We start from the raw sequence: 20,899 nt of genomic DNA, 5'->3' as shown, positions 1-20,899 counted from the left end.
ACCGTTCCCGTGGAGTCATCTCACTATCCCCAGCAACCTGCACCCNGAGATAATAATTCTGGTTAAACGTCAGATTCAATGTGGTCACGCTCCCTAACTGATGCGTTAAGATCCCGTTGGTTACCGTGACCGTCGCCGTCTCCGCCCACAACGCACTCCCGCCAGTACTCGCCGTGTATAACCGAAACGTTACCGTATAATTCCCATCCGGTAATACTCGTCCTGTCGCTTTATCTTTCAATACCGCTTGATAATTTATTCGCTTCGGTATCGCACTCGCAAGCACTGCAAAACTTAATACTGATATTACTACAACTACCATTAACTGCGGTATTCTACATTGCATAACCGTTCTCCTTTCTCAATAAACTAAACCCATATAACCACACAGTTCCATAAGTTCATCGAACTACATTTTATGGAAATAATTTCGCTTAGTGCTCATTGGGTTTTGTCTCGAGATTTCAATTTCAATCTCAATGTAAACTATTTTTTTCTCCTTTCTTAGAATTGTAGTTATAGCTACAGCGAATGAACTCCAACATGGATTTCAAGTATAGAACTATAAGTCTAGCTCGGCAACTTGTTGTTGACTACGGTGAATCCGATAATGAAATGCACTAACCGGTATAACGACCTTATTTCTCAATCCATCGAATTAGGAATTTTTCGACCCAACTTCAGCTTGAAAAATCTTGAGTTTTATCGCAAATACTGCGAGTTTACAATGATTAGCTTCCGGTGATAAACCAAACCGTTTGGCTCAACGAAATCTCCGTGTCGGTGGTTAGATGTAATTTCAGAATCCGTGTAGAAGTTAGCTTTTGCCTTCAACCGCACTCTAGGAACGATAATTACCACTTAAAGTTGATGAACCCAAATCGCATTCACGGTAGGAAAAAAGAAAATGACAAGACGTTGAACATGATTCAAGATACACGATAATTTCTAGAGAATTCGTTTCCTTCGCACGTGGATACCAGTTTTAAAGTTCAAATTTCGAATTTAAAATAACCTATGGTCCCAGTAATATACAGTATCCTGGTCTTGTTCTATTTTAACGTCATCGAAATAAATCGTCGCAGTCGGTTTCCCGCTCGGATTAATTGCAACAAGTTGTACCGCATTATAATTGGTTAATGGCGTATATCCAAACTTCAGTTCGCGCCATTGACCTGGTGTCCATCTTCCCGGCTGCAATATCGCATTTCCGCTTTCAATAATTTTAGTATAACTACTATTCCAACTATAGAGATAGAGATATATCTTTTGAGAATTCTCGATACTGCCCGCTCCACTATATATCCAGACTGACCCGGTCGCACTCAATCCTGGATTCGAAAACCGATATAACTGACTCCATTTCGCCTTTTCTCCGCCGCTTTGACTTCCTTTCAAGATTCCGCTCATTCCAGCTAATCCGGTATCCCAACTCCAAGTACCAGTACCGCTTCCGTCACCATACACTTCTAATGACCATCCGCTTGTCGTGGTATCAAAACTCGGATTCAGAATATCTACCTGCGTCGCTCCAAAACATCGGGTTACTAGCGGTGGCGCAGGATATACCCAGATATAATCTACATATAGATTTGCGGTTATTCCACTACTTGCTGGATTGATTGCAACCAGCTGAACGGCTAAACTTGTTCCTTTTGCATAATAATTAATTTCAACCTCACGCCAGATACCAGCACCGGCAAACGCTCCTGCGCTATTCGATAATACCTGATTCGCAACTTCAACAACCTGATTCGATGCATTGAGCTCCTGCAAGTAGAGATATACTTTCTGCTGTTTACTTGACGAAGTTACATCAGTCACAATCCGTGCCCGAGCGGTATACCAACCTGATTTCGGAACCGTGAATACCTGTGTTAATTTCCCTTTCTGACCCGGATTCTGATTGATTTTTACTACCCCAGAACCATCGGTATACCCAGTTACCCAGGATAATGTCCCAGAACCACTCCCATCCCCATACACTTCAAAAATCCATTTCGTTGTATCACCGGCAACATCAAAATGCCCATTCTGGTTAACAATCTCGTATACACGCAGTAATGCTTTATCATAATCCGTTCCGGTTGTATCTTTCTGCACCGTGAAAATCACGGAAACCGGTGATTTCAATGCCGTACTCGAAACTATTTCTGCTGTTGAACCACTGAGAGTTACAGTTATTTTTCCGTTATCCGCAGGGTCGTCATATTTCGTTGTGGATTTATATATCGTCGGATACGATGAACTTGCATCTTTAATAATCACTGCCCGTAAATCTAACCAGCAATGTTCAACCTCGTTCCCGTTATCTATAATCGCATCACCCAGTCGTTCGAATAGATACGTCGAATATTTAACCAGCGAGGTTGATTTCGCATACCAGTTCGCACAATAGGAAACCGAATCAATCCCGACAAACGCAGTCGTTCGTGTTAAGGTATAATCAACGGTATTATCCGGATTAATCACGATTCGCGCTTGGTCTATATCCGGATTCGTTTCCCAAGTGAAACTCGCTGCTGTATCCAGTATGTATCGGTCTAAATCGAACACTTCATCTTGCTCATACCCTTTCAACAATTTAATATCCGGTAGCCGCCGTGGTTGTTCCGGATTCTCACGTAACCACGGGTCGTAATCAATATAGTTCGAAACCGTATCACCTTTCCCAAACGGATTGTATAACCCTATCGTCGAACCGTCATACGGGCCTGTCGTATCACCCCACCAGTTAAATTCACCGTTAACGGTTCTGGTAGTTACCGAATTTTGTGCTCCGTAGGTAGTATTCTTTGAAATATTGTTATTCTGGAAGATTAAGGCATATGGATTATTTGCATAGATCCCAATTGCATTCTGGCAAATATTATTATTCGCAATTATAGTTTGAGATGCGTTATCTTGAATTTCAATCCCCTTACCTAGATTATTTATAATCGTGTTATGCCGCAGCTCTCCATTTATTGGACCGTAAGCATAGATGCCACAGTAAGCATTCTTTTCAATCAAGCAATACCGCACCTTTAAATTGTCTTGTGCATATGCATTATCGATTCCATAACGTGCATAGCGAATAATGCAATGGTCGAAGACCGAACTCGGTAAGGTATAATAACCGAGATAAATCCGCGACCAATCTCCCGGCGCAGGGCTGGTTGCTGTCCCATCACCATAGGTATCCCCGCCGATAGAATCATCTTTGATTGACGTGAAATATATCGGTGCATAGACGTTACCAACTGCAATCAATCCGCCATATTGGTCGCTAAACGGATCACCGGCATCTAATTCAGAATCATAATCAGCAAATTTGATAATCACTCCCGGATTCAAGGTAAGGATGCATCCACCACCAGTAGTATGTATTGATACCGTTCCGTTAATCACATACGGTACACCCTGATTCGTCCACGTACCAGACGTCTGAACAATATCATACCGAGCCTCTATCCCTTGCCGCTTATTATTACTAAAACTACAACCGGTAACCTTCCGTATCCCTTCCGCTTCAAGCGAAATCGGATACTCCTGATTGTTGGTAAACCGACAGTTGCTTACCGTCGGATACCCATCATTCAACCCATAGATCCCACACTGTTTACTATACTCTACTGTACAATAACTAAACGTCGGATTACTCCCATTAACATATACCACACCATTATACGAATACCCTCCATACCGAATTATACATTGGTCTAACCGCGTCGTCGCTAACGTGTACCGCTCAAAATATATGCATTCCCAATCGCCAGGCGATGGACTCGTCGCTGTACCATCACCATACGTATCGCCACCAACCGAATCATCTTTAATCGAAGTAAAGGTTACCCCGGTCGCAATTAATCCACCCTTTTGCGTCGTTGAACTCCCAGCAATATTTAATTGGGCATAGATGTGCGCAAACTTCAACACAACTCCTGGACTTAGGGTTAAAATACATCCACTACCGGTCGTATATACCGAAACATCGTCTTCGATTACATACGGTACACCCTGATTCGTCCACGTACAGGTGGTACGAACAATATCATACCGAACCTGTATACCTTGTGGAGTATTATTACTAAAACTACAACCGGTAATTTTACGGACTCCTTCCGCTTGAACGCTAATCGGATAATCCTGATTATATTCAAATACACAGGTGCTTATCGTCGGATATCCTTGAGGTGAACCATATATCCCGAAATTCTTACTATATCCAATCGTACAAAAACTGAAGGTTGGCGAACAACTATCCGCATAAATCATCGCATTTGAACTATACCCACCATAACGAATAATACATCGTTCCAGTTTTGTTGAAGAAATCATATATTCACTGATATAGAGATTAAACCAATCACCGGCACTCGGATACGTTATGATTCCATCCCCATTCGTATCGCCACCAACCGAATCGTCTTTTACTGAAGTAAATATAACTCCGATTGCCATCAATCCACCCCATTGCGTAGTCGAACTCCCACCAATTTGCAATTCGGTATAAGTTCCATCAAATTTAATGATATTTCCTGACGCAATAGTTAGCATACATCCCGGACTCGGCGCATACACATTCACATCGCCATTTAATACATACGGTACGCCTTGATTCGTCCACGTACACGAAGTAATTACGATATCCGAACGCACTTGAATCCCCTGGCGATTATTATTATTGAAATTACAGCCGGTAACTTTCCGTATCCCTTCCGCTTCAAGCGAAATCGGATAATCCTGATTATTTTCAAACCGACAATTCGTAATACTTGGATACCCCTGACCGATACCGTAAATGCCACAATTTTTGCTATATTCTACCGTGCAATAACTAAATGTCGGTGAACTATTATAAACATAAATCGCTCCGTTAAATGAATTGGCACCGTACCGGATTTTACATCGGTCTAGATTTGTCGAAGATATGGTATACGTTGCAAAATATATATATTCCCAATCGCCGGGCGCAGGACTCGTTACTGTACCATCACCATACGTATCACCGCCAACCGAATCATCTTTAATCGACGTAAAAGTTACCCCGGTTGCTATCAATCCACCCCATTGCGTGGTCGAACTCCCACCAATTTGCAATTCGGTATAAGTTCCACCAAATTTAATGATATTTCCTGACGCAATAGTTAGCATACATCCCGGACTCGGCGCATACACATTCACATCGCCACTAATCACATACGGTATTCCTTGATTCATCCACGTACACGAAGTGCTTACAGTACCACCGCGAACTTCAACCCCCTGCCGTTTATTATTGGTAAAGGTACATCCGGTAATATTGCGAACTCCTTCTGCATAAAGACTGATGGGATAATCTCCGTTATTTTCAAACCGACAGTTCGTAATTGTCGGATACCCATAAGTAGACCCCCAAATGCCGATATCGGCATTATCGATAATCGTACAAGCAGTAAACGTAGGGTACGTAGAGTTCACAAAAATTGCAGGATTATTTGACGACCCAGCATAGCGAACTACACAATTGGTCAATCCGGTTCCCGCAATACTATACTCGTCGAAACTGATATTATACCAATCGCCGGGTGCAGGAGTGGTTGTGGTTCCATCACCGAATGTATCTCCGCCAACTGAATCATCTTTCATAGAAGTGAAAATAACTCCGGTCGCATTTAATCCACCCCATTGCGTACCCCCGCTTCCAGCAATTTGAAGTCTGCTATACTCCCGATAGTCAAATTTAATGATACATCCGGACTCAAGAGTAAGCATACATCCCGGACTCGGCTTATATACCTGAACAACTCCACTAATTACATATGGCACCCCTTGATTTGTCCAGGTACCCGAAGTGATGACGGTATCTGCGCGCACTTGAATCCCTTGTCGCATATTATTGGTCAACGTGCAATTACTGATTTTCCTGATTCCTTCCGCCTCAACGCTAATTGGAAAATCTGAGTTATATGAGATATTACAACTACTAATAGTTGGATATCCTTGATCTACGGCATAAATGCCATATCCATTGTTAGAACTAACAGTACAATAGCTGAACGTCGGCGCACCCCCGTCAATGTATATTGCATTACTATACGTAGCTCCTGCATACCGCACAACACACCGGGTCAGCGCTGAACTTGAAATGGTATATTGGTCGAAACGAATCCGGCGCCAATCACCTACTGCTGGAGTAGTTGCAGTACCGTCGCCGTATGTATCTCCACCAATTGAATCATCTTTTAATGACGTGAAATGCACTCCGGTGGCAATTAAACCACCAATTTGGGTTGAACTACTTCCAGCGATTCGCAGTTCAGAACCACTCGATGCGAACTTTAGAATTACACCGGAGGGTAAATTTAGGACACAACCGCTCCCGCTGGTATATACTGATACCGCGCCATTTATCACATACGGTACCCCGTGATTCGACCACGTACCAGAGGTTATAATGGTATCCGTACGCGCTTCAATTCCTTGTCGAGTATTACTGCTAAAAGAACATTGCGAAATTTTCCGAATCCCTTCTGCGGGAATACTAATGGGATAATCGTTGATGTTACTAAAGACACAGTTTTTTATTGTCGGATATCCTTTCGTTTCACCATAAACACCATTCTCGCTCATATATCCGATAGTGCAAACGCTTAGAGTCGGTTCCGCATTATTACAATATATGCCATAGGTTCCATATAAAATTCCCGAATTGCTTAAAGTACATAATGTATCTTCACTATAGGTATCGAAATAAATTGTATACCAATCACCGGCTGCAGGAAATAAAGAATTACTGGTAAAAATAACACCTTTTGCAACTAATCCACCACGTTGCGTGCTACTTGTTCCACCGATATGCAACCAGGCACCGCTATTGAATCGAACTTGTACGCCGGATTGAATGGTTAATACTGCTACATATGATGCGGTTGTACTCCGTACCCGCACTTCACCAGTCAGAATATACGGACTCCCAGCAACAGTCCAAGTTGTTGACTCGCTAATTGTTCCGGAAATATTCGTCGAGCCCAATGCTGATACCCAGCCTATTACAACCAACCCTACAATAACACTCAGCTGCAATAATCGATGACGACAGTGCATAAAGAATCCTCCCGATTAATTAAATGGTAATAGGTTTGATTAAAATCTATCTAATAATTTATAATCCTATTTTGGTTTCTTGTCAAGTCAAAATATATAAAATCACGTTAATAATTCAGGAGATAAATTATCCTCATTTGTGACGATATGGGAAGTTCAATCCATTGAATCGAGTTAAGCAGACCACGTTACTTGAGTGCAGAAAAGATGATAAACCTGATTATGAACCAGCGCATTCGAAGTTAATTCCTCATATGGAATGCGAACGTTTTACGTACGCAGTATAGGAAAGTTCCTACCCATTTGAAGTAAGTGCATGAGAATTAATCCCTGCATAATTTAGTATTACGCGTTCCGAAGCTCTGGAACTCGGTATGATGTTGAAGCGGTATAAATGAAGCAGATAGCTGAACCGAGGATAACGGTTGCTGGCGCACCGAGTTTTTGCGCAACTGCGCCAACGAAAAGGTTCCCGAGCGGCATCCCGCCGAGAAAAATCAGCGTATAGAGACTTATCACCCGCCCGCGAAGTTCATCATTGACCGTGGTCTGAATAAGCGTATTTGTTGTCGCAAGATACGCTACGTTGCAGAACCCAACAATTGCCAGCGTCCCAATCGATAACCATAACCATTTCGATGCACCGAAAATCATTAAGCAGAATGCGGAACCGAGCGCCGCGATAAGTACGAGTTTTCCTTTATGTTGAAAATTACCAAGTTTAGCGACAAATAACGCACCGATGATTGCACCAACACCAACCGATGACATCAGCCAACCGAGTGTTCTCGCATCTCCGCCGAGAATTTCCTTTGCGAAAATCGGCAGTAACGCCGCATACGATAATGAAAATAAACTTGAAATACCAACTAATACTATCAGATTCCAAATTAATTTCTGATTTTTGATATATTGAAATCCTTCTTTTAAATTATCATAAAGGTTTGCTTCTTTCGTGTCATTTACCTGTTCTAATCCGGTCATCATCGTTAATGCGAAAATAACTGCAATAAAACTTAATCCGTTCAGGAAAAAACAGCCGGATTCACCAACATACGCAACTGCATAGCCGGCTATTGCCGGACCGAGAATCCGCGCTGAATTGAACGCGAGCGAGTTTAATGCAATTCCATTCATTAAATCTTCTTTTCCAACCAGTTCGATAACGAACGATTGACGTGCCGGCGCATCAAATGCAGCGATAAATCCGCCGAATATCGCAATCGCAAATATATGCCAGATAGCAATAAGTTCGAATTGCGTTAACCCAGCTAAAATGAACGCAGATAACATCATCCCCGATTGAGTCAGTATCAGTAGTTTCCGTTTATTCATTCGGTCAACCACCGCACCACCGAGCGGAGAAATAAACACTATCGGAATCGAGCTAAAAAAACTGGATAAGCCAAGCAAGAACGGCGACCGGGTTAGCCGATATACTAACCAACCGAGTGCCATCGTCTGCATCCATGAGCCGATTAGTGAAATCAGATTCCCAGACCAGAATATGCGATAATTCCGATGTTTAAACGCTGTAAACATAAAGGGTTAATGAAAGAATAGATGAACAAAAAAACGGATGAACTATTTTTGGTTCTTTAGTTCTTCCGTTTTTATATAGTCGATTATAAATAAATATTATATCATAATGATGATGATGAATAGCCGTTCGCTTCTATATCATCTACGGTAATTTATTGAGTTCGTTTTGTGATAAAATATTGTCTTAAGAATTTATTTTTGATAAAGGAGTTATAAAATTCAATGCTGAATCCATTTTTACTACCCGGAAATTGGTATAAAGGCAACCTGCATACGCATACGACTAATTCTGATGGCAAAATGACACCGGAAGTGTTAGCACAAAAATATCTTGATGCTGGATTCCATTTTCTCGCATTAACTGACCACTGGAAAATCACCCGCCCGAATCCTAATCTTAATGGCAAACTATTGTTACTTGAAGGGATTGAAATTGATGTCTGGAAAACGGAATTAAACGAAACATTGCATATCGTCGGTATCGAACCGAAACAAACTTTTGATATCGACCAGAAAACTACACCACCACAACGAGCGATTGATATCTTGAACCAAGTAGGAGCGTTGACCTTCATTGCGCATCCGTATTGGTCATCATTAACCGTTCGCGATATCCTCGATTTACAAGATTACCTTGGAGTAGAAATATACAACCACGGTTGTGAAGTTGAGTTGGCAAAAGGATTCAGTAGTATCCATTGGGACGATTTACTTATCCGTGGGAAAAAATTATTTGGGTTTGCAGTAGATGATGCGCATGAACGAGTTGTTGATTATTGCGGTGGCTGGATTTGGGTTAAAGCGCCAGAGTTAACCAAAGAAGCGATTTGTTCTGCGATTCGGCAGGGAGCGTTTTATTCCAGCACCGGTCCTGAAATATATACAATCGAAATTCAGGATAACAAAATTTTCGTTGAATGTTCGCCGGTATCTCGAATCAACTTTATGTGTAATGGGTGGAATGGATGGACGGTTTGGCCTAATCAAGGAGAAACGATAACCAGCGCAGAATTCCCGATTCGGGATAAGGTACGGTATGTACGAATCGAATGTGTTGATACATTCGGAAAAATCGCGTGGAGTAATCCTTTCTATTTCTAATCTTGCGATGAAAAGTGTAAAATTTGACAATAGTGAACTATTAATTCATGGTACATTGAGTATTGTTAATTGAACATTGAATATTGACCATTGATTATTATGAAATCCAGCCTCATAACGTTTCTCTGTATTCTTTTAATGATAACCATAGTTGTTGCGCAAGAGGTTATTCTCGGTCAACCGATTCCATTTGGTACAAAAATCAATGCGGAATACCCGGCAATCGCTATAGATAGCAAAGATACAATCTGGCTAGCGTGGTCAGAGTTCACTGGAAATAGCGATATGGTATATTTAAGTACATCGGATGGGAAAACGGTTGGTGAACCAATCCTAGTCGGTTTCGGATATCAGCCGTTGATCGTTTGTGATAAGAAAGATGGACTTTGGCTCGTTTGGCAATCGAAACGAGACGCGTATTGGCAGATTTACGCTCGATACTATGATGGCGCCAAGTTGAATAATGAAATCGCTATAACCAATGGAAAAAGTGATGCGATGCATCCTTCGATAGCGCTCGATAACTCCGACAACCTCTGTATCGCATATATGGGAAATGAAACTTTACCTGACGAAGCTTCAGCGAAGTCAGGCGGAAAACATCAGATTTATTTTACTAAACTCGTCAACGGAAAATTTACCTCGGTACAAAATATTACCAATAATACTCTCGATAATTTCCGCCCTTCCTTAGCAATAGATTATCATGGAACTATCTGGATTGCTTATGATAGCTATCTTGGTAACGGGAACTATGATATTTTCCTAGTCGCTGGTAAAAATGGAGTATGGAATAAACCAATTCAGGTTACAACTCACCCTGGAATTGACGCTTATCCATCACTCGCTCTACACGGTAACTCTACCCCCTGGATTGCCTGGCATAGCAACAGAAGTATAAATTCAAAATCTAAAATTTTAGCTAACGAAGATTTAGCGAAGTTGGATAAAAATCCCAGGATTTCGGATTTCGATATTCGAGATTCGGATTTGCCTCCAGGCATAGACATACCCAAATGGGTCTATGTCCGTGGATATGACTCGAAAACCAAACAATGCATCGAACCGATAGGTGAAATGCCAGGGAAAGATTTAAATAAAGTTAACGAAGACCAAGGATTCGAGTTTCCAACCTTATTTTTTGAAAATACACATCGGTTCTGGATTTTCGGTCGTCCGTCTCACGATTGGATAGCGCAATATTACAATGGAAATCAGTGGTCAGACCCGATTCGGTTATCCAACGGAAGTTGGGGCGGACGGGGGCAGTTCATTCGTGTTGCCAAAGATTCACAGCAAAATCTCTGGATGGTTTACCGCGATATCGCTGGTAATTTTCTTCGGAAAATTGCTATCAACCCGAAACCTGAAGCTGACGGAGGTTTGGTTACTACTCCATTTCAGGTTGAAAATAAACTACAATCCATAATCCGCTATCAGAAACCCGCAATTTCCCATGATACGATTGGGATATATACCGTCTATTATGGCGATATTCATTCGCATAGTTGGCTTTCTGACGGTGTCGGCTCGATAGAAGAATCGTTCACGCGCGCCCGCGACGTTTATCAGTTAGATTTCTATGCATTAACCGACCATGAAGAGTTCGTGCAGAATCGGATATCGGCAGCAGAATGGGAAGAATATAAACATTGGACGAAATATTATAACCAGCCAGGTGAATTTGTTACCATCCCGGCGTATGAATGGACACAAGCACGAGTTCCGCTTGGCGACGGACATATCAACGTTTATTTCCCTAATGAGAATTATACGATATATCCAAAACGGGAACCAGCTACTAAAACTGCTTCGGGACTATTTTCTACGTTAGAACCAATCAAAGCACTTGGGTTTGCGCATCATATCGGCTGGACCGGTATCAATTGGTTAGCGCATAATCCGAACGTTCAGACCTGCATTGAGATAATCTCAAATCATGGCGCGTTTGAATATATGGGCAACGAGCCGATTAAACATCGGGGCGGTATCTCCGGCTGTTTCATTCAAAATGGTTTAGCGAAAGGATTAAAATTTGGAATTATCGGCGGGAGCGATGGACATGGTTTGCTCTGGCAGCATGGGGTCGGATATAAACGCGACCCGTGGCGAGCGGGGTGGACTGGCGTGTTAGCGAAATCGTTGACTCGAGAAGAAATTCTGGACGCGTTTCGTAACCGCAGAACGTTCGCTACCACTGGCGAAAAAATCCTGGTCGATTTTCGCGCTGATGGACATTATCTCGGTGAAGAATATAGTACTACCACTGCACCAGAGTTTTCGGTATATGTTAAAGGAACGAATCTTTTGCATTATGTGTATTTGATTCGAAATAACGAAGTGATTTATACTAATGGCGGGGATAGCGACGAAGCCCGATTTAAATTTATTGATACCGAGATTCCACAAGGAACGAATTGGTATTATCTTCGGGTCATCCAGCGGGATGGGAATATGGCGTGGTCAAGCCCAATCTGGATAACTTACCAGTAGAATATACACCTCAGTAATTCTGACCTTTAACTTCCCTTTTTTCTTGGTTTCCTATATATGTTGGTCTTTTTAATAAAAAATAGTTGCTAAAATAATCGCTTTGCGCTATAGTAGGAATGTTAGATAAGGATAACCACTAAATAAAAAGGGAATCGTTATGCAAACGACGAATCCCAATCAATATTAATTTTAGCACACGCCCGAATAAAAACGGTATCCCCGTTTTTTTATTCGGGTTTTTTTATTTTTGATTTTTAACGAAAGTATCGAAAGAAAGGAGGGGAGTAATCTATGAATAGTAAAATTAAAACACTGCTCACTATATTATTATTTATTTTGATAATAAGTATCAGTTTTCAGAGCGGATATGCAGTTCCAGTACCAGCAATTGTAGAAGAATATTTACAACCGGATGGCACAAAATTTTCGGCACGCGCATTCGGAGACGAATGGTATTCTTGGTTTGAAACCGCAGATGGATATACGATTCTGCTTGATGAAAAAGATGGCTGGTGGAAATTCGCAATGCAGGATGCGCAAGGGTTCTTAAAACCCGGTCCATTTCGGGTTGGAATTGACGACCCGACAAAACTTGGTCTATTGAAAAAAATCCAACCGACAAAAGAAGTTATCCAATCAATTCGCCAGCAGAAGTATTTGGGAAAAGGTATCCCGAGTATAAAAGAGATTGAACCAACTACGTTTCCGGAACATCTTATTGAACCCGAACCCGGTCGACCTCCGGTACAAGAAGTTACCCCAAAAGGAAACGTTAAAAATCTGGTTATCCTCTGCCGATTTTCTGACCATGATACTACGAAATATTTTCCGGCGATAATGTATGATTCGGTGTTTAATACCGTCGGATATAATTACGATGGTGCGGTCGGTTCGGTTCGAGATTACTATGTCGAAAATTCGTATGGGCAATTAACCATATTAAGCACGATTGCCGGAAATACCTGGGTAAACTTACCGAAAACCGAAGCTTACTATGGTACTGATGGCGCTTCCCGAGATACTGCAGTGAAAGAAATGATAATTCATGCGCTTGATTCAGTTGATTCTTATGTGGACTTTTCCCAATTTGATACTGATGGTGATGGATATGTCGATTGTATAACCTTCATCCATTCCGGCTATGGACAAGAATACGCTGCAGCTTCCACCACTTGGATTTGGTCGAAGAAATGGTCGCTCGATAGTCCGTATATAACTGCTGAAGGTGTTCGGGTTAGTCATTTCCATACCGAACCAGCGTTACGGGGTATTTCTGGGAAATCTATTGGCCGGATTGGAGTTATTTGTCACGAGATGGGTCATTTTTTCGGACTCCCTGACCTCTATGATACTGATGGGAGTACTGGCGGGCAAGGCGAAGGTGCAGGTGTCTGGTGTTTAATGGCGAGTGGTTCTTGGGGATATGACGGCGGAAGCGAACCACAACGACCGACCCATTTTTCCGCATGGTCGAAAACGCAACTCGGTTGGCTAAATCCAACTATATTGCATAGTAAATCCGGTCAATCGTTAATACGCGTTGAAACAGATAAATCTATTGGGAAAATTATTGAAGGATTCCCGACATCGCAATATTATTTGGTTGAAAATCGGCAACGATATGGTTTTGATTCAAACCTACTCGGTGGAACTAATGGCGGTGGGCTTTGTGTCTGGCATGTTGACGAATCGCAACGAAATAATAACACGCGCTATAATTACAAAGTTGGGCTTATTGAAGCGGATGGAAACTGGTCGCTTCATTTAGCAAGCAGTCGTGGTCAAAATGGTGACCCATATCCTGGTAGTTCAAATAATACTACGTTAAGTCCCTATAGTACACCAAGCACTTATTCTAATCCTATCGGCGCAGGAACGACAAGTTATATTACTTTTTCCAATATCCCTGTTTCGCAAATGACTATGCAGTTTAATCTCGCAACGCTGGTTCCGACCCTTAATAATCCTTCTGATAATACTACCGGTTCTTATACTGTTAGCTGGAGCACTTCCGTCAACGCGACCCAATATATGTTGGCGGAAGGGAGAGCTACTACGGTATATTCTTATTCCGACGGAGCAGAAGATGAGACTCAATCCCGTGATGATTGGACGAAACTCGGCGAATTCAAACGAACGAACCAAAATGCTAGCGCTGGGTCGTATTCGTATGTAGCCCGATGGTGCGATGACCCGGCATCTAGCGGTGGATGGACGCTATGGAACTCCGACTATCAATTTTTATCGCTAAACCAGCCATTTTTAGTGACTGCAACAACTCAGGTTACGTTTAAAACTCGATACTATCTCTATAGTTCAACGGTTCCTTGGCAACGAGCGTATTTTCAGATTCGGCGTGCTACTGAAGATACATGGAATACTATCAGTACATTCCGTGGTGATGTGACTTCAAGCTGGGCATCAGTAACCATCAGTTCTTCGTTATTTTCAGGATTTTCTGGTTCAACCTGCTATGTACGTTTTGCCGCGATAAATCTTGCTGGTCCGGTTTATTCTTACTACACAACTACTCCAAACTGGCCTTGGAATGGATTTGCGTTTGATGAATTTGCTATTAACAACGCTGTATTCGCGACGTTCAGTTGGAGTACCGTAGATAATGCGATACCTTCTTCATCAACATCAACCACGTTCACTGGGAAAGCTGTAGGAACCTATGCATATAAAGTTGCTGGATATGCGAATTCTGCGTGGCAGAACTGGAGTAATATTGAAGATGTAACCGTTAGTTTCTCGACAATCACTGCGGTTGGTGGTGGACCAATCGGTTTATCCAGTGAATGGGAAGCGACGGGATTTAATAACGGTCGTCGGCTCGTTCGTGATTCGAACGGATACTTTCATGCGTTCTGGCATACGCAATGGCCGATTACCGCAACGAGCGGCGCAAATTGTCAGATATTCTATTCCTACACCACGGTAACTGCGATAGAACCGCCAGCGATGGCCGCACAAGGAAAATGGGCGACTCCGATAAATCTAACGTCTGGTCTCGGGTTCTATGATAACCGATATCCATCAGTCGCAATCGCGTATGATACCGCTACTGGTGCTTGGCAGACAACGAATGTACTCCATATAGTTTGGCAAGCGATCACCGCGAGTCCATATTTCGGCGGACGATATGAAGTGTATTACGGAAAAATTACGGTTAATCGACCACCAACGGCTCCAGCGCCTTGGGTTCTAGCGCAAGTAATGAACCTATCGAATACAACGACGGATTCACTGGTTCCAGCAATAGCAATTAATCGCCATACTGGGGTCGCAAATCAGCATATTCATGTCGTCTGGCAGGAAGAAGATTATAATAATGGCGGGGTACTAGCACCACCGGCAGAAGATACTTGGTTCAGCGATATTCTCTATCGGCGGAGTACAACCAGCGGAACTACCTGGACTGCGAAGATAAACCTTTCAAATTCAGCGATGAACTCACAAATGCCGTCTATCGCCTGTATTCTTGAACAGTATTCCGGCGCGTCGCCAGGAATCGCTACTCGAAGTGATTATGGATATAATTCTGACGATGTCCATGTTTCGTATAATGAAGATTTTGGACCAGGAATGATCCATGTGTATTATTTACGGAGCCTGAACGATGGGGTAACCTGGAATCCGAAAATTGATGTTAGCGCTTCGATAGGTGCAAGTACCGCGGATGCGTATTCAAATATCGCAGTGGATATGTGCGATAATCCGCATATTACCTTTATGCGATATAACATCACCCAAATGGAACCGCTACGAACTGGCGCGCCAGCATTGCAATATCTTCCGGGAATTAATCCGTTATCGTCCAATTCATTCCCCGGACCGGATATCGGCATGTATGGCTCGAAACCGAACGTTATTGTCTATGCATATTCAACCACAACAGGCACGAACTGGTATTGGCTCGATTTCCTGAGTAGTAACGACCGCGAGTTCCCAACCGTCGGACTTGACCGATGGCAGCATGTGAATGTTAACTGGCAGGAATATCAATCTGCATCGCTGATTCCGGATTATGAAATTATGCGAGTTACTAGATTAAATACATATATCCCATCGTATCCACTTCTTCAACCGAAATATGCGGGAACATGGTCAACGGTAACCAGCGATAGTTATGACCCACATAATGATGATTTATTCCCGAATTTCGCTGACCGGAAAGTAGCGCAGTATCTTAGTCTAACGGAACCCTCACTTGCGGGATATGATGAAGTCTGGACAAAACTAACTGGACGCGGGGAAATGGCAGCAACGTCAGCTCCGAAATTTATCTATCAGGATGGAAATATGAGTTATGATATCCTCGTGCCGGTTGAATTATCTCGGTTCGATGCGCAATAAACTGACCTGGTAAGGGCTAAAGGCAAAGCGGAAAAGAGAAATTCTTTGCCGAGAAATAAGGCGTTACCGTAGTCAAAGGGGCAGAGAAGGTTACCTATTCTCCGCCCTACTTTTTTATCTTGAAGTATCGCCGCCTGTTAGAAAAGAACAACGGTTTTGCTAAATTGGGTTCTCTTATTTTTCTGTCTTTCGTTTTTCGGTTTGGTTCGTTAGGGATAAAGTTGCCAGAACGTAGGTTCTATCAAGGTAGGTGTTGGTAAAATTTGTGCGAATTCCGCTAGGGTTGCTAGTGAAAGTTGAGTTATTTTCGTTAGCAGTGGAATATTGAGAGTAGCTAGGGTATCGCTCGTTTTATGATAGTAAGGATTAGTAGGCCAAAAATGTTCGATAGCTAACATAGCCGGATATCCTTTCTTCCAGAACGGAGAATGGTCGCTTTGCCAGATAGTAAAATCATACATTTTTATAACCGTATCAATGCCGATATGATAAGTGGTATTATTCTTTGCCATAGACTCAACTAATTGATAATCACCGGAAGACGTGCTCCCAATACAATATACTTCGGTTGAGTCTGAAGCATTGAACCCAACCATATCCAGATTAATCACTCCGAAAATACTATCGCCAGCATAATAGGCAGTGCTCGCGTAGGAATTACTCCCGACCATCCCCTGCTCTTCCGCACCGAAGGCAATATATCGAATCGGATATTTTGTATTCACTGAGCTTAAGATACGTGCAATTTCTAATATTGCCGCAGTTCCACTTGCATTATCATCCGCACCAGGTGCAGGTCCACCACTTCCAGCAACATTACTATACGAATCACAATGCGCACAAATGAGATAATACCCAGAACTGTCCTGTCCATTTTGGATTGCGACTACATTCCGAAAATCAGTATATCCGCTAAAAGTAAAATAATCATAATATGCGGTTAATCCATACGACTGGAACGTCGTCAAAATATAATAGGTTTTAGGGAACCATTGCGTAGTATTCGCTGCATAACGTGAACCAAGCGCATCCCAGCCGGGGAGCTTCTCGTTATCCTGCAAAAATAATATATGCGAACTTAAATTACTCCACGAAACTTGGTTAACTAGCGATTGAATCAGGTGCTGTTCGGAAGTTGTCAATAATTTTCGTTCTGGCGGAATTATCCAAGGGAGGTAAGCCCTGCCATCAAGGAGCATCAATTCAAATCCGAGTTCTTTAAGTTTCGCTACATCAACCTTATGCCCGTGAAGCAGATAGGTGCCATAAACATATTCATGCACTAACCCGAATCGAGATAATCGCGCTAAATCAACAGCACGTCGTTCCCATAAACTATGGGTTAGCTCCTGCCCAGAGGGGATATAAGATTGAACTAAATAATATTGGTATTGTAAATGCGGTTGTTCATCAAGAATTCGAACACGGTATTGATTTTTTTCTAGCCATTCCTTCTCGTCCTCTGATATAAACGCGATAAACCGATTATCCTGTTTCAATCCATTTTCGAATGCTGGGAGATTGGTCAGATAATGAAGAAGGTAGATACCTTTTTGGTCAGCTTGTTCGAGTTGCGCATCGGTATCGAAATAAACGATAGCAAGCTGCGCATCTTTCGGCGGCTGCGAAAAACCATATACCACCAAGGCGCTAAGGTACCAAGATAGCATCCAGCATAATAAAAAAACTCTTTTATTACGTAACGCTATTTTAGTGTCTTGGTGTCTTGGTGGTATACTATTCATTATTTACAGCTTTTCATATGTCTTCTGGAGTAGCAACGCATCTTCTTCTAGATTTGGGCTTTCGCAGATAACATAGCCGGAGACATCGAAATCACGCAACGCTTTCAGCAACTCGGTATATTTAAAATCTGAATCTTTAAGGTTTAAATGCTCCCGTTCACCTTTTTCTCCGTATTCAATACCAGAAATATGGATATGCATATGATGTAACCCTTTGTTACCAAGTTTTTTATCCAATAATTCTAAAACACTAGCAAATTCTCTATACGAATTCATTTTGCCATTACTTCGCGCATGGAGATGCGAAAAATCTATGCAAGGTAATACCTGCTCAACCTCAAGACTTAACTGAATAATCTCTTCAACCGTTCCGAACTGACTGCCTTTCCCTGTCGTCTCCGGTCGTATCCAGGTTTGATTATGCTCTTTCTTTAGAATATTAACAATGTTCTGCAGATGCGATTTCACTACTTGATATACTTCTTTCGGGTCAGTATCCTGATAAAACGCAGCATGGAACACGACACTATCCGCGCCACAGAGCCAACCGATTCGCGCTGAATCCAAGATTCGTTTTATACTCGCTTGCTGCTTCTCGATTTCTTTTGAAGTTAGATTGATATAATACGGCGCGTGGACACTTAACCGAATCCCAGTTTCCTGCATGATTGCATTAACCTGTTTTGCGGTCTCTGCGCTCATGCGAACCCCTTGGACAAATTCGAGTTCCATACAACCGAGTCCAAGTTCTGCAACTCGTTTTACCCCATCGACACTAGAAGTTGATTTTGAACTATGCGGTGTCCCCGCCGGACCGAATAATAGTTTCGATTTCATAACTTAAGTATAGCGCAGTTTAACAATAAATAACTCTTGATTGAATTATCTTTTATTCCCTATACTATTGCACTGGGCTATCAAAAGTTAACCGGTAGCGGGATTAAAAATTATGTTCACTCCGTTTTGAACCAACAGTAAATTGCACAGGGCAAAAACCATGTGGAATAATAGATAACACAATCGTCAAACTTCAGCAAAGTGACCAGCTTATTTAAAATATGAACTTTGGATTTTGGATTTATTGAGTATATCCTTATGCACCAACATATTCATCATTTTTAGTTTTACATAATCCTCATGGTAGAAAAAATATCCTCGATTGTGTGGTTTCCCATTCCGAGCGCTACTCCCTGAATCTTTAATTAAATACCAATCCTTACCTTCTTGCTCCAAATACCCGACCAGATGCACTGCATGGTCATCAGTAGTTCTGCGAGAACTGAACCGCACTTGCCGCGCATTTTCATCAATATATTCTGATGGAATATCATAGCTTGGAACAAGCGCAATATTCCTTTGCGGGATGTATCCCGATTCGGAGATGTCTCCAACGATACAAACACTGTATCCGTTCCGAGTTGCAACTTTTATTATTTGCATAAATTCATCCAGTGGAACATTAAGATACTCATTACTATGCCACCAGTTATCCGGTACCGCATATTCTACTTTTTTCCCATACGGCTCCTGTTTTAAAGATAAGACGTCTTGATAGTCATCAAGGTTTAATCGAACGATGTTCTGGAGATACTCTAGTGGCGTCATTTTCACTCCATCAACTATAACTTGTTTCGGTGGAATCCCGATATAATGGTTCAGGATAGATTTAATTGTCGCTAGGATTGCCGGTTTGTTCCAAGCATTCTGTGCTTTAACTGATTCGAGATAACTCTCCATTTCGGTGAACAGTTTGGTATGGTCATAATGTTTCTGATTTTTCCGTTTACCAGGAAATGCTGATGCGGGAACGACCCCATACTTTTTCCAGATGCGGATAACCGCGTTCGGTTGCGACCCTTTACTAAACAGGGATTCTCCTCGGGTCTCGATGAACCGGTCAGCTTTTTCGACATACTCCCAATAAATCGTATACATTTCCGAAAGTTTAATCTCCCGTTTCGAGAGCCGGTATATTTCCGATTCGAAAAATGACGTGGCTGAAAAACACCAGCAACTCCCGGTCATCCCTTGCGATATCCGAGGCGTATGCCAGCATTTAACAAATTCATCCGCTGATTTCGGATATTCATACCCGGTAACATCGAGTTTCGGCACCAGCTTTTTCTCTTGAACAATCTCTATCCCTACATCTTTTTTCATCTTATTCAAAAACACATCTTTATCCTCTTGAAACTTGATTTTATCTTTTGCTGTTTGCTCTGCATATAGTGGATAATTTCCTAAACAAAAAGTTAACCACGCTGTTAAAACGATTATATTAAACAGTTTCATAATGAATTCCTCCGTTTTAAACATACATTTTACCACGAACAAACGAAATTAGAAAAAATATTCCTAAGGTTATTTCGTGCTTTTATACTTTTGTGTTTTTATGGTAATGTTATTATTAAAATGATTTGGGGGAGAATTTTATGACTGATAGTGTTCCGAAGGAACGATTATTATCATTAGACTTATTCCGTGGATTAACTATTGCGGGGATGATTTTAGTTAACAATCCTGGTAGCTGGAAAACTGTCTATGCGCCTCTGAAACATGCGGAATGGCATGGATTAACCCCAACCGATACA

At 41.9% G+C, this 20,899-nt stretch carries 8 protein-coding genes and 1 pseudogene; 4 read left to right on the top strand and 5 right to left on the bottom strand.

Annotation, left to right across the window (positions count from 1 at the left end):
* Positions 1-1,005 precede the first annotated feature (1,005 nt).
* Together N3A72_05275 and N3A72_05270 are read right to left on the bottom strand one after the other, a co-directional pair.
* Positions 1,006-7,068 carry a right-handed parallel beta-helix repeat-containing protein gene (locus N3A72_05275; protein ID MCX7919012.1) on the bottom strand — a complete coding sequence of 2,021 codons (6,063 nt, stop codon included), beginning with the start codon at positions 7,066-7,068 and terminating at the stop codon, positions 1,006-1,008.
* A gap of 345 nt (positions 7,069-7,413) precedes the next feature.
* Complete coding sequence (locus N3A72_05270; GenBank protein MCX7919011.1) at positions 7,414-8,610, bottom strand: MFS transporter; 1,197 nt, start codon at positions 8,608-8,610, stop codon at positions 7,414-7,416.
* Between the two features lie 222 nt (positions 8,611-8,832).
* On the opposite strand from N3A72_05270, the gene N3A72_05265 reads away from it, so the two are divergent.
* From N3A72_05265 to N3A72_05255, 3 genes are all read left to right on the top strand, one after another.
* On the top strand, positions 8,833-9,711 hold the full coding sequence (locus N3A72_05265) for a CehA/McbA family metallohydrolase (protein ID MCX7919010.1): 879 nt from the start codon (positions 8,833-8,835) through the stop codon (positions 9,709-9,711).
* A gap of 99 nt (positions 9,712-9,810) precedes the next feature.
* Positions 9,811-12,204, top strand: a complete 2,394-nt coding sequence (locus N3A72_05260; protein MCX7919009.1) for a CehA/McbA family metallohydrolase — start codon at positions 9,811-9,813, stop codon at positions 12,202-12,204.
* A gap of 291 nt (positions 12,205-12,495) precedes the next feature.
* Entirely contained in the window at positions 12,496-16,563 is a 4,068-nt protein-coding gene (locus N3A72_05255) for a M6 family metalloprotease domain-containing protein (protein ID MCX7919008.1), read from the top strand.
* A 209-nt stretch (positions 16,564-16,772) separates the two neighbouring features.
* Here N3A72_05255 and N3A72_05250 read toward each other — a convergent pair whose 3' ends face one another.
* From N3A72_05250 to N3A72_05240, 3 genes are all read right to left on the bottom strand, one after another.
* A complete protein-coding gene (locus N3A72_05250) occupies positions 16,773-18,308 on the bottom strand; it encodes a M28 family peptidase (protein MCX7919007.1) in 1,536 nt (511 codons plus the stop codon).
* Positions 18,309-18,311: 3 nt separating this feature from the next.
* On the bottom strand, positions 18,312-19,145 hold the full coding sequence (locus N3A72_05245) for a TIM barrel protein (GenBank protein ID MCX7919006.1): 834 nt from the start codon (positions 19,143-19,145) through the stop codon (positions 18,312-18,314).
* A 210-nt stretch (positions 19,146-19,355) separates the two neighbouring features.
* The gene (locus N3A72_05240; GenBank protein MCX7919005.1) at positions 19,356-20,600 is read right to left on the bottom strand and encodes a peptidase C1; all 1,245 of its coding nucleotides are present in this window, start codon (positions 20,598-20,600) and stop codon (positions 19,356-19,358) included.
* A 140-nt stretch (positions 20,601-20,740) separates the two neighbouring features.
* Here N3A72_05240 and N3A72_05235 point away from each other — a divergent pair.
* Positions 20,741-20,896: pseudogene (locus N3A72_05235) on the top strand (DUF5009 domain-containing protein).
* Positions 20,897-20,899: the final 3 nt, after the last annotated feature.

This window comes from bacterium (assembly GCA_026416715.1).
GTDB lineage: Bacteria > UBP4 > UBA4092 > JAOAEQ01 > JAOAEQ01 > JAOAEQ01.
Note: the sequence above shows the minus strand (reverse complement) of the source record. Positions and strands in the feature narration are given on the sequence as shown.

Bases quoted from the DNA above. Each gene is read 5' to 3' on its own strand.
- N3A72_05275 (MCX7919012.1), bottom strand. From the start codon at position 7,068: ATGCACTGTCGTCATCGATTATTGCAGCTGAGTGTTATTGTAGGGTTG.
- N3A72_05270 (MCX7919011.1), bottom strand. From the start codon at position 8,610: ATGTTTACAGCGTTTAAACATCGGAATTATCGCATATTCTGGTCTGGG.
- N3A72_05265 (MCX7919010.1), top strand. From the start codon at position 8,833: ATGCTGAATCCATTTTTACTACCCGGAAATTGGTATAAAGGCAACCTG.
- N3A72_05260 (MCX7919009.1), top strand. From the start codon at position 9,811: ATGAAATCCAGCCTCATAACGTTTCTCTGTATTCTTTTAATGATAACC.
- N3A72_05255 (MCX7919008.1), top strand. From the start codon at position 12,496: ATGAATAGTAAAATTAAAACACTGCTCACTATATTATTATTTATTTTG.
- N3A72_05250 (MCX7919007.1), bottom strand. From the start codon at position 18,308: ATGAATAGTATACCACCAAGACACCAAGACACTAAAATAGCGTTACGT.
- N3A72_05245 (MCX7919006.1), bottom strand. From the start codon at position 19,145: ATGAAATCGAAACTATTATTCGGTCCGGCGGGGACACCGCATAGTTCA.
- N3A72_05240 (MCX7919005.1), bottom strand. From the start codon at position 20,600: ATGAAACTGTTTAATATAATCGTTTTAACAGCGTGGTTAACTTTTTGT.